This is a genomic window from Candidatus Rickettsia tasmaniensis (genome assembly GCF_036857515.1).
Classification (GTDB): Bacteria; Pseudomonadota; Alphaproteobacteria; order Rickettsiales; family Rickettsiaceae; genus Rickettsia; species Rickettsia rickettsii.
The window spans coordinates 1-13,930 of the sequence record NZ_JAQCNX010000029.1; the positions used below are offsets into that span (position 1 = coordinate 1).

Here is a 13,930-nt window from a genome sequence, read left to right on the forward strand (position 1 = left end):
AACATTTAGTAAATTCGTTTGGACATATTCTTGTACTAGAGCTACTCATAACTAAATTAGTATCAACCTTATTAATAAATCGTAGCAATATATTTGTCAAACTATTAATAAAAATTTTATTTGTTCCAAGTGTCGGAATTCGGGTATATTGAATTTCATATTTATCTGCAATTAATTTATATTCAATATCAAGCTCTACTAGTGTTTCAACATGCTCGGATACAAAGGATATAGGTACGATAATTATGTCTTTTTTTAACTTTCCTGCTAGCTCTATTTCGTCTTCCGTATTCGGTTTTAACCACTCTATAGGTCCTACTCTACTTTGATAAGTTATCTTATAATCTAGGTCTTTTATATTTAATTCTTTAACTATTGCTTGTACTGTTTCTTTTATCTGAAAACTATAAGGATCACCTGTTTTTATTATTTTTTCGGGTAACCCGTGAGCAGAAAATAATATACGAAAATTTTTATCGTATAGTTTTTCTTTAATTAATGAAACATGGGCTTTTATAAAATCTTTTTCTAGAGGAAAACAGCAAATTGTTTTAATTGGAATTTCAATATCAAGGTTTTGTAAAAAATTTTTAACCGATGATCCTGTCGTAGTACTTGAAAATTGAGAATATAGAGGCAATAATATTATTTCGCTTGGATTATATTTTTTTATTTGACCTATTACTTCTTTAGCAAACGGTGCTGAATATCTCATATTTATAAAAATAGCGAAATCTTCTTTTATAAGTTGCTTTAGCTTTTCGGTTAGTGCTAATTTCTGCTCCTCTGTTTCCTGAAGTAAAGAAGATTTACCACCGATTAAAGAATAAATTTTTTGAGATTTTTTCTCTCTAGTAATAGAAATTATTTTAGCGATAATATAACGCAAAGGATTTGGTAGATTAATTATAGCTTTGTCATAGAATAGATTAAATAGAAAAGGCTTCACTGATTTAAGATCTTTTGGACCGCCTAAATTAAAAAGTACTATTGCTATTCTTTTCTTCATATAACCTAACATATTCTGTCAAAAATTCTACATTTTCCGTAGGTGTTTCAGGCAAAATACCATGTCCTAAATTAAAGATAAAATTCTTTCCTTTCATTGCCTGAAGAATTTTATAAGTTTTTTCTTTAATAATTTCTTTATTAGTTAATAATACAACCGGATCTAAATTACCTTGTACTATTACTTTATCACTCCACTCTTTCATTTTTTCAAGAGGGACCATTTGATCTACGGCTAAAATATCTATCGGTACTTCTTTTATAAACTTTTCGTACAATAATCCCGCTCCTTTAGGAAAAGCAATTATAGGAGTTTTTGGAAAAACTTCTTTTACTTTTAGTATAATCTTTTTTGTCGGCTCTATTACAAATTCAGTAAATTCCTCTTCTGCAAGTACTCCTGACCATGAATCAAAAAGCTTTAAAACATCTGCTCCAGATTTTGCTTGATTTATAAGATGATCAGCTGTTTTTTCCGTAATAAAATTTAATAATTCTTCAGCAAGTATTTTATTTTCATATATGAATTTTTTGCTCGTTTTGAAATCCTGTTTTCCTTTTCCTTCTAGCATGTAACTCATCACTGTCCAAGGACTACCTGCAAATCCTATTAAAGAAGTGGGGGATGGTAATTCTTTTTTTACCTTTTTTATTATTTCATAAACCTTTTCTAATTTATCATTCGGATTGATTTGCAGATATTTAAAATCTTCTTGTGATTTAAATTGCTTTAATATAGGCCCTATATTTTCTTTAAAATCCACTTCCCATCCAAGAGCATGAGGTAAAATTAATATATCGGAAAAAATAATAGTTGCATCAAATCCATAACGTTTTATCGGTTGTAAGGTTACTTCCGTTGCTTTGTTAACATCATAACAAAAATCTAGAAAATTTTTTGTTGTTTCTCTTACTTTTTTATATTCCGGCAAATATCTACCTGCTTGACGCATAAACCAAATAGGTATTTTATTACTATTTCCTTTTAACGGATTTATAATTTGCTTCATACTTTTACTAAAAATATTAAAATTAAATATATATTATTTGTTGTTTATATAAATAGAATTATGTAGATTAAATGTTTTGAACAGAGTTATCAACAAAATTTTCATTAAAATTTTCTTAAAAATATCGGTATTTTTAATTATTATTCACATAAGTTTGTAATGAATTTATACAAGTGGATAATTAAATGTAAAATTCATTTATAGCTTAGAAAAGACTATTTTTTCAAAGAAAAATGATATTTATTCACAATTTTATCCACAAACTATTTATTTAAAAGAAAATACACTAGATTTACTTGATTTAATAAGGATTTGAGGAAATTTTTAATAGATTTTAATAGGAAAAATAATAAGTTATTAAAAAATTTATCCACAATTACATGTGTAAAGTATGACAAAGCTAATTATTCACTTAGTTTCAGACTCTTCCGTGCAAACTGCAAAATATGCAGCAAATTCTGCCCTTGTACAATTTACTTCTATAAAACCAAAATTATATCATTGGCCAATGATTAGAAATTTGGAATTGCTAAATGAAGTATTAAGTAAAATAAAATATAAATATGGGATAGTATTATACACGATTGCCGATCAAGAACTCCGAAAAGCTTTAACGAAATTTTGCTATGAATTAAAAATTCCATGTATTTCTGTAATAGGTAAAATTATTAAAGAAATGTCTGTTTTTTCAGGTATTGAAATAGAAAAAGAACAGAATTACAATTATAAATTTGATAAAACTTATTTTGATACACTTAATGCCATAGATTATGCTATAAGACATGATGACGGACAAATGCTTAATGAATTATTAGAGGCTAATATAATATTAATAGGTCCTTCTAGAACTTCTAAGACACCGACTTCCGTATTTCTAGCGTATAACGGTTTAAAAGCTGCCAATATTCCTTATGTTTATAATTGTCCCTTTCCTGATTTTATAGAAAAAGATATAGATCAATTGGTAGTAGGACTCGTTATTAATCCAAATAGGTTAATTGAGATAAGAGAAGCTAGATTAAATCTATTACAAATTAACGAAAATAAAAGCTATACGGATTTTAATATAGTACAAAAAGAGTGCCTAGAAGTCAGAAAAATTTGTGATCAAAGAAATTGGCCGGTAATTGACGTGTCGACTAGATCAATAGAGGAAACAGCAGCTTTAATAATGCGAATATATTATAATAGAAAAAATAAATATAATAAATAAAAAGATTTTCATTATTTACAAGTAGAAGCCTGTACTTTATAATTTTATTTATAAATATAGATGTTGTCCATATGAATCCGAAAACAACACTAAGCGACTTTGTTGCATGGATTGAAAAACCTACTCGATGTCATCCCCGCGTAGGCGGGGATTCAGAAAAATAACTTCAAATATTTATATAGAAGTTACACATTTAATAAAATAAACCTAAAAAAACAAGTTTTTTATAGGTTTTACTGGATTCCCGCCTACGCGGGGATGACATAAACGAGTCATGCAATAAGGCTGTTAAAAGCGGGAATGACATAAAAGCCATATGGATAATGCTACAAAAACATAGAGGAATTTATGGCAAATAACGTAATGGATAGCTCTTTTAAAAAGGAAGTATTAGAATCGGATTTACCTGTACTGGTTGATTTTTGGGCAGAATGGTGCGGACCGTGTAAAATGTTAACACCGATAATAGATGAAATCAGTAAAGAATTACAAGGCAAAGTAAAAGTACTTCAAATGAATATTGATGAAAATCCTAACACTCCTTCAGAATACGGTATTCGTAGTATTCCAACGATAATGTTATTTAAAAACGGTGAACAAAAAGATACTAAAATAGGTTTGCAACAAAAAAATTCTCTTTTAGATTGGATTAATAAATCTATTTAATATTTATTTTATGTCACTTAGCCATCCAAAAGTATTTATAGAGATAACTAATGGTTATGTTGAAGGTATTGATACTCATAAAAGAGCTCAAGGTTTAAAGCATTTCTTCTTGAAAAAAGGAGTCTCTCTTTCTCCAAATATACCTATATTAAACAATATTAATTTTTCTTGTTATGAGGGAGAAAAAATAGCTTTTATAGGGAGTAACGGTTCGGGAAAAAGTTCGCTTCTAAAGCTAATCGCCGGAATATATCCGTTAAAATCCGGTACAGTCAAAGTTCATGGAGATATTGCGGCAATTATAGATATGGGAGTTGGTTTTGAGCCTGAGCAAACTGGTCGTGAAAATATAAAAATGTTAATGCTATATAATAATATGCTGGATAAATATAGCAAAAAAATTGAAAAAGAAATTATAGATTTTTCAGAACTTGGTAGTAAAATTAATTTACCAATAAAAATTTATAGTTCCGGTATGTTATCACGTCTTGCTTTTTCTGTATCGATATTTCAAAATCCACAGATTCTATTACTTGATGAAGTTTTTGCGGCAGGTGATAGCTATTTTATAGAAAAATCTCTTAGTTTAATGAAGAATAAATTTAAAAATACTCCTATTTCAATAATAGTAAGCCATCAAGAAGAAATTATAAAAGATAATTGCGATAGATGTATTTTATTAAAAGACGGCAATATTATAGGTGATGGTACACCATTGGAAATGTTTAAAATCTATAACCAACAACAAGGAAATTCATAAATGATAAAGTATTTTTTTTCTAAAAAATACTGGCGGGCAATAGCATTACTAGTTAAAGCTTCTATAATTAGGCAAAATAAAGATTCTTTTTTAGGTTCTTTATGGAGTTTAATTCAGCCTTTTATTCACATAATGGTAATTTCATATTTTTTCGGTTTTTTATTAAGACAGCCGAGAGAATTTATGGTAATGAACTTAGTCGGCGGTATTCCTTTGTGGAGTTTTATAGTAAGCAGCTTAACGATTTGTTCAAGTTCTTTAGTTACACGTGATCAAATAATAAAAAAAGTTAGAATTTCTAAGACTTTTTTTCCTGTTGCGGATAGTTTAGGGCAATTATATACTTTAATTTGCTCATTTTCAGCAATGTATTTTGCTTTTATTTTATTATTTCCAGAAAAATTTTCTTGGCAAATAATATTTATGCCGATATTAATTTTGCCCTTAATAATATGTGTGATTAGCAGTTCTATCGCAGTAGCATTTTTAACGCCGTATATTCGAGATATTCCGCAAATGTTGAGTGTTATTCTTGGAGTTATTTATTGGAGTATACCGATAGTTTATCCATATTCGCTAATTCCGGAGTCTAAAAAGATATATTTTGAATTTAATCCGTTCTTTTTAGTTATAAGACCCGTACAAGCGTTGGTGATTGACGGAACATTACCGGATATGATGCTGATAGTTAAGTCTATTATAGTTGCGTTTATTACTGTTTGTATCAGTTATTTAATTTATAGACAATTTTCTAAAAGAGTTATTTATTATTTATGAAACTTGGTTTTAATCTAGATTTTAATGAATTAGATTTAACCGGACTTAAAAAATTAGATCAAATATTTTTAGATTATCTCTTTAAAGCCGATAGATCTTTGCATAAAGATTTAATGTTATTTAGATCGACTCCTCTCTCCATTATTCCAAAAGATTATTCCGAATTTTTGCTAAAAATTTCCCCTCATTTAGACGATTTTTTAGCAGAGTTATTTTGTATTTCAAAAGAAATAACGATATCAAGGTTAAAACATAAAGATTTTGATATTATTTATGAATGTAAAAGAAAATTTGTTCAACGTGTTGCCGTAAAAAAATATCCACCGGAAAAAATAAAAGATATTGATTTTGAAGATGTGTATTTAAAGCTAACTGATTTAATAGGTGCGAATTTTACTTCTAGAGAATTTGCCAAACAAATAATTATATGGCAACAGGCAGAAGAAAGTTTTGCAGAAGAATTAGACATAGCAGCTAGGTATGCTGCGTATAGGGTTTATTCGTGTGATGGTATCAAGCCACAGGATGACATCCTATTCAACCTCCCACAAAAACTAGATAAAGAAAATCTAATAGACGATAAAAAAATATTAAAATATCAAAAAAATGAGAGAGTAGATTTTGACTATACAGATTCTTTTTTAAATCTAGATGAAGCTTTAAACCATTCTCATTATTGTATTTATTGCCATAAGCAGGATAAGGATAGCTGTTCTAAGGGATTACTGCAACCTCAGAATCGTCATTACGAGGAGCGAAGCGACGTGGCAATCTCAGGAGATTTGACGAGATTGCCACGCTCCTTGCACTCGCTTGCAATGACGGATTTAAAACAAGGCTGCCCGTTAAAACAAAAAATTTCTGAAATGAACTATGTTAAGGCACAAGGTTTTAACCTAGGTGCTCTTGCTATTATCGTTATTGATAATCCGATGGTTGCAGCAACAGGTCATAGGATTTGTAATGATTGCTCAAAAGCTTGTATTTACCAAAAGCAAGATCCGGTAAATATCCCATTAATAGAATCAAATATTTTAGAAGAAACGCTTAAATTACCTTACGGCTTAGAGATATATTTACTGCTTACTCGTTGGAATCCGCTTAATATTTATGCACCGCTTCCGAAAGAACCTACTAATTATAATATTTTAGTTACCGGTCTTGGTCCTGCAGGTTTTAGTCTTAGCTATTATTTATTACGGTCAGGTCATAATGTTGTGGCTATTGACGGTTTAAAAATTACTCTACTGCCTTTTGACGTTCATAAGCCTATAAAATTTTGGCATGAATATAAAAATTTGTTATCGGAAAGAATGCCAAGAGGATTTGGAGGGGTAGCGGAATATGGAATTACCGTTCGATGGGATAAAAACAATCTCAATATATTGCGGCTAATATTAGAGAGAAATAATAATTTCAAATATTATGACGGAGTAGCTTTAGATTTTAATATAACGAAAGAACAAGCTTTCGATTTGGGTTTTGACTATATAGCTTTTTGCATTGGAGCAGGTCAGCCGAAAGTTTTAGATATAGAAAATTTTGAAGCTAAGGGCATAAAAACGGCTTCTGATTTCTTAATGACTTTGCAAAGCGGAGGGGCATTTTTGAAAAATTCTAATACTAATATGGTAATTAGGATGCCGATTACGGTAATAGGCGGCGGTCTTACTTCCTTAGACGCAGCAACGGAAAGTTTATATTACTATAAAAAACAAGTAGAGGAATTTGCCGAAGATTATATAGAAAAAGATTTAACGGAGGAAGATAAAGAAATAGCTGAAGAATTTATTGCTCATGCAAAATTGTTTAAAGAAGCTAAGAATAATGAAGAATTAAGAAAGGTTTTTAATAAGCTTGGGGGTGCTACTGTCTACTATCGTGGAAGATTGCAAGATTCGCCGGTATATAAATTAAATCACGAGGAGCTAATATATGCATTAGCACTCGGTGTTGATTTTAAGGAAAATATGCAACCTTTAAGGATTAATGTTGATAAATACGGTCATGTGGAATCTGTGGAGTTTGAGAATCGAAACCGTTATTGCGAGCAGTCAAAGACTGCGTGGCAATCTCAGGAGTGTTGCTTAACAAGATTGCCACGTCAATGTTACGCATTTCCTCGTAATGACATCAAAACCAAAACCGTGATTATGGCAATCGGTATAGAAAATAACACTCAATTCGATGAGGATAAATATAGTTATTTCGGTGATTGTAATCCTAAATATTCGGGTAGTGTAGTGAAGGCTCTTGCTAGTACCAAAGAAGGGTACGACGCTATTAACAAAAGGCTTATAAATAATAATCCTAGCTTTAAAGGTAGTTATAAAGATTTTTGTACGCAGCTTGATTATTTGCTGACTTCTAGGGTTAATAAAATAAATATTTTAGATGATAAAACTTTTGAGTTGATAATTCATTCGCCGCTTGCTGCTAAAAATTTTAAGTTCGGACAGTTTTTTCGCTTACAAAATTATTCTGAAGATGCTGCTAAGTTAATAGAGCCTGTAGCCTTAAGCCCTATCGATATTGATGTAGAAAAAGGCTTAATTAGCTTTATAGTTTTTGAAGTCGGTAAATCTACTAGCTTATGTAAAACATTATCCGAAAATGAGAAAGTAGTTTTAATGGGACCGACAGGTTCGCTGCTAGAAATACCTCAAAATAAAAAAATAGTTATTGTTGATTTCGAAGCCGGTAATATAGGCTTATTAAAAGTTCTAAAAGAAAATAATAATGAAGTTATATTTGTTACCTATCCTGATATAAAAATCCGTAAATTAGTTTCAGCGGATATAGTAATAATTAATGCTTCTCCTGAAATAATAGAAGAATTGCAAAGTCTAAAAAATGAAATATTCAGTGAAAATACAAAAATAATAGTTAGCGTTAATTCATCGATGCAATGTATGATGAAAGGAATTTGTGGACAATGTATTCAAAAAGTTAAAGGAGAGCAGAAATATATTTTTGCATGTAGCCAGCAAAATCAAAATGCAGAAATAGTTGATTTTAAGAGCTTGAAAACTCGTTTACGCCAAAACTCTTTGCAAGAAAAAATGAGAAAATTAGTGGCTAATTCATCCATGATTTAATAGCTTCATTAACTCTTCTAGTTGTTCAGGTGATAATTCACCAATTTTTTTTGAATTTTATCAACCATAATATGAGATTCTAAATTAAGATCATTTAGCTCTGTAGGAGTCAATAACAGGCAAAAAGTTGGGGCATTTATTTTAAATCCGTTGTTAGAGGGCAAACTGTTATACAGGGATGATTTTTATATAAATTAGATTGAACAACAACAGCGGGGCGAGGTTTACCATAATCTCCAGATATTACACTAAGCAACAATATATCTTTTTTTAATTTCTATTATTTCCATTCATCTAACCAACTTTCTTCATTGTGTTTTAACCATAAGTCGGCATCACAGGATTGTTTTCTTTACTAGCTAATAAGGATTGACGTTTAGCTTCTTTGGCTAGGTCTGAATTTTCTAGTTGTTTAAGATATACGTATTGCTTCACTAATTATCCAGCTTTTTCCACGGTGTAAATCATAAGTTGCTTTTTCAAGTTTTTTACTTAAATTTATTTCTAAGCGTATACTAGTCGTAATACTTTTTGTCATTTTTATCCTCCTTATAATATTTAATTGTAACACAAAGTGTTACATATCGCTAGTTAAATAAATTTACTTCTCAAAACGACAAAATGCTCTACTACTATCTTGATTAAGAAAATCAATAATTTGTATTACTATAGAATTATTGTTATATTTCTCGGCAACTTGTTTTATACGCTCAGCAAAATTACCTTTACCTGAGAAGATTTCTTCGATAGCTTTTAAAGCACTTAAAGACTTTACTTTATCAAACCCTTTTCTATTCATACCGATTAGATTTAAGCCCTCAAGCACCGCACGTTTGCTACTTACAAGCCCAAACGGTATTACATCTGCTCCGACCGGCGATAGCCCGCCGATCATCGAATATTCACCGATTCTAGCATATTGATGTACGGCAGACAGTCCGCCGATTATTGCATAATCACCTACCCCAATATGACCTGCTAGGCTTACATAATTAGCAAATACTACATTATTGCCGATTTTACAATCATGACCTATATGGACGCCGACCATAAATAAATTATTATTTCCTACTCTTGTCACCATTCTGCCGCCTTGGCTTCCTGCTTGTACCGTAACATATTCTCTAATAGTATTATTAGAACCGATTATCGTGCTTGATCGATCATTAGCATATTTTAAGATTTGTGGAGGTTGACCTATTGATGCAAAAGGATAGATTACGGTATTTTCGCCGATTTCGGTAATCCCTTCAATTACTACATGGGATTTTAACTCGACATTGTCATGAAGCACAACTTCAGGACCTATAATACAATACGGTCCGATTTTTACGTTTTTACCAAGCTTTGCACCTTCTGTAATTACAGCTGTAGTATGGATATTAGAATTTGACACTATGTCCCTATGCTTTATCTTTAATCATTGCGGTAAACTTACTTTCTGCAGCTATTTCACCTTCGACCGTAACCGTACTTGAAAATTTCCATACGTTAGCTCTTTGCTGATCAATAACAGCGTGGATATGCATAGTATCCCCCGGCTGAACAATTCTACGAAATTTTGCATTTTCGATAGCCATTAAAAACACTTCTTTATTCTTAGTAGAACCTAAAGATTTAGCAACTAATATAGCAGCTAATTGTGCCATAGCCTCAACCATTAGAACACCGGGCATAACAGGCCTTGCCGGAAAATGTCCTGTAAATTGCGGTTCGTTAACAGTAACGTTTTTAATACCTGTTATTGATTTGTTAGGATCGATTTTAAATACTCTATCTACTAATAAAAATGGATAGCGATGAGGTATCCAATCCATGATTTCGGTAATATCTATGATCATTTATTTAGGTCTCTTCTTTAATGTAAATTTTCCGTCATTGCGAGGAAATTATGAAATAATTGACGAAGCAATCTAGTAAAAAGTACTAAAATCAGCACTTTTTGCTAATTTTTTTGGATTGCCATGTAGCCTATGGCTGCTCACAATGACGACTCAGGTATTCATGCAACAACAAAGCTCTTTTCAATAGCAAACTACTTTTTTAATTTGCTATTAGAGGTCTTTAGTAATTGTTTCATAATAATAGATTGTCTATGCCAATCCATGATAGGAATTGCAGGGCTGCCGCCGACAATTTTACCTGCTTCTATATTTTGTGCTACACCGCCTTGTGCCGCTACCTGTGCCCCGTCGCCTATATTTAGATGTCCGGCGATTCCTACTTGCCCTCCAAGAGCACAATATTTACCGATCGTGCTACTTCCTGCTATACCTGTCTGTGCTACGATAATAGAGCCTTTACCTATTTTGACGCCATGCCCTATTTGTACTAAATTATCTATGCGGCATAAATCTTTTATAATTGTATCTTGAAGTGATCCTCTATCAATAGTAGTGTTTGCACCGATTTCAACATTATTGCCGATTTTAACTATTCCTATATGAAATATTTTGTGATGTACGCCTTTTTCGGTAGAAAATCCAAACCCGTCCTGTCCAATTTTTGCACCTGAAAGTATTACGACGTCGTTGCCTATAATTGCATAATTTATTGAAACATGTTGTTCTATTCTAGCGCTTCTGCCGATATTTACACCTCTACCTATAAAACTTCCAGCTTCTATAATACTATTATCACCTATAATAACATCGTCTTCAATAACTACATTGTGACCTATATAACAATTTTTTCCGATAGTCGCCGAATCTGCAACAATAGCGGATTTCATTATTTTAGCAGGGTATGATTTAATAGGAGCATAAAAAAAATCTATTAATTTGCCGTAAGCAAAATATGAGTTCTGGGCGTGTAATAAAACAGTATTTGGATTTGCTTCTCCCGTAAAATTTTTCGGCACTATACAAGCAGCAGCTTTGGTAATTTTTAAAAATTCGGAGTATTTAGGATTGCTTAAAAAGCTAATATCATTTGGTGATGCTTCCTGCAGAATTTTAATATCATGAATAGCTATATCTTCATGAATCTTAGGAGGTTCTATAATATTGTGTAAAAAATCTATAATTGCCGTTAGTTTTCGTGGCCCTAGATTTTTATAAAAATTACTACTTACCATATAACTTTAAGCAAATTAATCATTAGCATTAGCGACAATTAATCATTAGCGACAGTATATAAGTGATAGTTTTATTATGCAACAAAATTTACAGGTGGCATAAAAGGTATTGCTAAGTAAAGAATGATATCGTCATTGCGAGCAGCCGTAGGCTGCGTGGCAGTCTCATGAAATAATAACAAACTCCTGAGATTGCTTCGTCAATTACTATGCAATTTCCTCGCAATGACGGAAAAACTGATCCACGCAACAACGTCTACTTGATTGTAAGATCTAGGAAAAAAATAGATAAAAAGTCACAAATATTAATTTTTATTAATATAAACTTAATATTTATCTTAATATCTAGAAGAATTTTTAGGGCAATATTAAAAGACAAGGGATTTGACCCCGATATTGCTTTTAAACAGCTACATGACAGTCAAAAAACAAATATAGATTTATACGTAGTGTGTACTAAATCTCAGTACTCAATTTCTGGAAATTCTATCTTATGAAAATGCTCCTGATGAGAAAGTCATAAAATTCGTATACGCTTCAGGGGCTTTTCCTATATATTTTCAGCCCGTACAAAAAACTGTTCAAGGAGTAGTTTCAACATATGTGGATGGTGGAGTTACGAATAATTACCCGGTTGAGGTGTTTGATGATAAAACTGCAGCACGAAGCCTCCCTCAAACAGATAATAAAAATTATAAAACTCTTGGGTTTAAACCAATCAATAAAGAAATATTAGAAGCTTATCAGAATGGTACAGAACCTAAACCGTTTGTGGATACTACTATTGTTGTGGATCAACTATATGCATTAGCTGAAGTTCTCACAAGCTCTGACTTGATAAGTTGTTTTCAGAATCATGATAGAACAGTTTTTATTGATGATCATAATATATCAGCTTTAAGTTTTGATATCACAGCTGAACAAAAAGAAGCATTAATAAATTCAGGTTATTCTGCAACTTGTGACTATGTGATGAGAATGGAGAATATAATGCTTGCAGGACTAGGAGTAAACGATTCTAATGATAGCCTTGTATTATAACAACGCGAGTGGATAACCCGCTATTCGCTTTAATCTTGTTTTACAGATAGCATAAAAGGTATTGCAAAATAAAGATTGATATCGTCATTGCAAACGACTGCTTTGTTGTATGGCTCGAAAAACCCGCTCGATGTCATTTCCGCTTTCGCGGAAATGACATAAAACGAGTCATGAGAGCAATACCAATTTTTGAAATCAATAATCATATTGACTTGTTTAAAGTTTTGCTTAGAATCATCTTGGAACAGTTAAGGTTGTTCTGGAGTATAGAAACCTCCATCAACAGGCGGTAAAATCGCCGTTAAATTGGTTTATTTCTCGATATTTTACGGTCGGGGAGGTAGTAGTCATGTTCAGGGCTTAGAGTATTAACTTTAAGCCTAAAAACTACTCAGCTGTTCTTGTTGACGGTGTTTCTAACTCCCTGATCACCAATCGGGCTTTAACTTAACTTCTTGGTGATCAAACTTGAATCATTTAAGTTTAACTAAGGAGAACTATAAGCCGTTATGAACACTAAAACAGTAGAAATAGCTATTATTGAGCCATATCTAGATTTTTTTATTAAAGACAAAGACTTATTACATGAAATTTATCCAAATGGTATAAATAGGGAATTAAGAATAGAATTTATTTTAGTTAAAAAACCTTACACATCATATTCTTACTACAAATTAATTAGAAATTTATTCAATTTACCATACCGAAAATTATACTTATAATCGATAAACAACTTTTAAAAGCATCGCTTGGTTTATTTCGTTCAATTATTATTGGCACTGTATTATATCTAAACTTAGTTAAAATTTTTATCTATGATAAGAATGATTTTGTATTGAACATACGAGCTTTAAAAAGTAATGAAAATTACTTTTTATTATATTAAAATTAATTACTTTAAAAAACTGATTAACTGGGAGTAATTAAATAAGCAGAATTTAAATGGTGGAGGCAAGTATACTCAAATGCTTTCAAGAATTGAATTTTATTTTGAGAGGTGAGGATGCGAATCCTTGATAAAATGAAAGAGCAATTTTTGAAAGCATTTGAGTATAGACGATTTGCTCCACCAAGCGACAGTATATTAAGTAATACTTTTTTGTATAACAAAATTTATAAGCATCATAAAAATTAAAGATGAAGGCAAATTTGTATTGAACATACGAGCTTTAAAAAGTAATGAAAATTACTTTTTATTATATTAAAATTAATTACTTTAAAAAACTGATTAACTGGGAGTAATTAAATAAGCAGAATTTAAATGGTGGAGGCAAGTATACT

The 13,930-nt window shown here is 31.1% G+C and carries 12 protein-coding genes and 3 pseudogenes; 8 read left to right on the forward strand and 7 right to left on the reverse strand.

The genetic code is table 11. The features are described from left to right. Both hemH and hemE read right to left on the reverse strand, forming a co-directional pair. On the reverse strand, window positions 1-1,021 hold a 1,021-nt coding region (gene hemH, locus O6R16_RS06635), incomplete at its 3' end, for a ferrochelatase (RefSeq protein WP_499680519.1). Further along, entirely contained in the window at window positions 978-2,018 is a 1,041-nt protein-coding gene (gene hemE / locus O6R16_RS06640) for a uroporphyrinogen decarboxylase (protein WP_499680520.1), read from the reverse strand. The genes hemH and hemE, both read right to left, overlap by 44 nt. Before the next feature lie 391 nt (window positions 2,019-2,409). Here hemE and O6R16_RS06645 point away from each other — a divergent pair, with 391 nt between their 5' ends. The 5 genes from O6R16_RS06645 (at window position 2,410) to O6R16_RS06665 (ending at window position 8,532) form a co-directional block, all read left to right on the forward strand. Next, window positions 2,410-3,231, forward strand: a complete 822-nt coding sequence (locus O6R16_RS06645) for a pyruvate, water dikinase regulatory protein (RefSeq protein ID WP_499680521.1) — start codon at window positions 2,410-2,412, stop codon at window positions 3,229-3,231. Window positions 3,232-3,579: 348 nt separating this feature from the next. After that, window positions 3,580-3,897 carry a thioredoxin gene (gene trxA, locus O6R16_RS06650; RefSeq protein WP_499680522.1) on the forward strand — a complete coding sequence of 106 codons (318 nt, stop codon included), beginning with the start codon at window positions 3,580-3,582 and terminating at the stop codon, window positions 3,895-3,897. Between the two features lie 10 nt (window positions 3,898-3,907). Then, entirely contained in the window at window positions 3,908-4,657 is a 750-nt protein-coding gene (locus O6R16_RS06655; protein WP_499680523.1) for an ABC transporter ATP-binding protein, read from the forward strand. Then, entirely contained in the window at window positions 4,658-5,434 is a 777-nt protein-coding gene (locus O6R16_RS06660) for an ABC transporter permease (RefSeq protein WP_499680524.1), read from the forward strand. Beyond that, on the forward strand, window positions 5,431-8,532 hold the full coding sequence (locus tag O6R16_RS06665) for an FAD-dependent oxidoreductase (RefSeq protein WP_499680525.1): 3,102 nt from the start codon (window positions 5,431-5,433) through the stop codon (window positions 8,530-8,532). The genes O6R16_RS06660 and O6R16_RS06665 overlap by 4 nt, the downstream gene beginning before the upstream one ends. A 17-nt stretch (window positions 8,533-8,549) precedes the next feature. Here O6R16_RS06665 and O6R16_RS06670 read toward each other — a convergent pair. The 5 genes and pseudogenes from O6R16_RS06670 to lpxD form a co-directional block, all read right to left on the reverse strand. After that, window positions 8,550-8,788: pseudogene (locus O6R16_RS06670) on the reverse strand (type II toxin-antitoxin system PemK/MazF family toxin). 24 nt (window positions 8,789-8,812) lie between these two features. Further along, window positions 8,813-9,070 (reverse strand): annotated as a pseudogene (locus tag O6R16_RS06675) (CopG family ribbon-helix-helix protein). A gap of 63 nt (window positions 9,071-9,133) precedes the next feature. Beyond that, a complete protein-coding gene (gene lpxA, locus O6R16_RS06680; RefSeq protein ID WP_499680526.1) occupies window positions 9,134-9,928 on the reverse strand; it encodes an acyl-ACP--UDP-N-acetylglucosamine O-acyltransferase in 795 nt (264 codons plus the stop codon). Window positions 9,929-9,935: 7 nt separating this feature from the next. Then, window positions 9,936-10,373, reverse strand: coding sequence for a 3-hydroxyacyl-ACP dehydratase FabZ (fabZ, locus tag O6R16_RS06685; RefSeq protein WP_499680527.1), 438 nt, complete (start codon window positions 10,371-10,373; stop codon window positions 9,936-9,938). 194 nt (window positions 10,374-10,567) lie between these two features. Then, window positions 10,568-11,608, reverse strand: a complete 1,041-nt coding sequence (gene lpxD, locus O6R16_RS06690; protein ID WP_499680528.1) for a UDP-3-O-(3-hydroxymyristoyl)glucosamine N-acyltransferase — start codon at window positions 11,606-11,608, stop codon at window positions 10,568-10,570. Window positions 11,609-12,127: 519 nt separating this feature from the next. On the opposite strand from lpxD, the pseudogene O6R16_RS06695 reads away from it, so the two are divergent. The 3 genes and pseudogenes from O6R16_RS06695 to O6R16_RS06705 all read left to right on the forward strand — a co-directional run. Beyond that, window positions 12,128-12,193, forward strand: a pseudogene (locus O6R16_RS06695) (patatin-like phospholipase family protein); the annotation flags it as partial. Between the two features lie 18 nt (window positions 12,194-12,211). Then, complete coding sequence (locus O6R16_RS06700; RefSeq protein WP_499680529.1) at window positions 12,212-12,649, forward strand: alpha/beta hydrolase; 438 nt, start codon at window positions 12,212-12,214, stop codon at window positions 12,647-12,649. A 509-nt stretch (window positions 12,650-13,158) separates the two neighbouring features. Beyond that, window positions 13,159-13,371 (forward strand): hypothetical protein, encoded by a 213-nt coding sequence (locus O6R16_RS06705; protein ID WP_499680530.1) that lies wholly within the window; start codon window positions 13,159-13,161, stop codon window positions 13,369-13,371. Window positions 13,372-13,930 lie beyond the last annotated feature (559 nt).

Bases quoted from the DNA above. Each gene is read 5' to 3' on its own strand.
- O6R16_RS06660 (WP_499680524.1), top strand. From the start codon at position 4,658: ATGATAAAGTATTTTTTTTCTAAAAAATACTGGCGGGCAATAGCATTA.
- fabZ (WP_499680527.1), bottom strand. From the start codon at position 10,373: ATGATCATAGATATTACCGAAATCATGGATTGGATACCTCATCGCTAT.
- hemE (WP_499680520.1), bottom strand. From the start codon at position 2,018: ATGAAGCAAATTATAAATCCGTTAAAAGGAAATAGTAATAAAATACCT.
- trxA (WP_499680522.1), top strand. From the start codon at position 3,580: ATGGCAAATAACGTAATGGATAGCTCTTTTAAAAAGGAAGTATTAGAA.
- O6R16_RS06705 (WP_499680530.1), top strand. From the start codon at position 13,159: ATGAACACTAAAACAGTAGAAATAGCTATTATTGAGCCATATCTAGAT.
- O6R16_RS06655 (WP_499680523.1), top strand. From the start codon at position 3,908: ATGTCACTTAGCCATCCAAAAGTATTTATAGAGATAACTAATGGTTAT.
- O6R16_RS06665 (WP_499680525.1), top strand. From the start codon at position 5,431: ATGAAACTTGGTTTTAATCTAGATTTTAATGAATTAGATTTAACCGGA.
- O6R16_RS06645 (WP_499680521.1), top strand. From the start codon at position 2,410: ATGACAAAGCTAATTATTCACTTAGTTTCAGACTCTTCCGTGCAAACT.
- lpxD (WP_499680528.1), bottom strand. From the start codon at position 11,608: ATGGTAAGTAGTAATTTTTATAAAAATCTAGGGCCACGAAAACTAACG.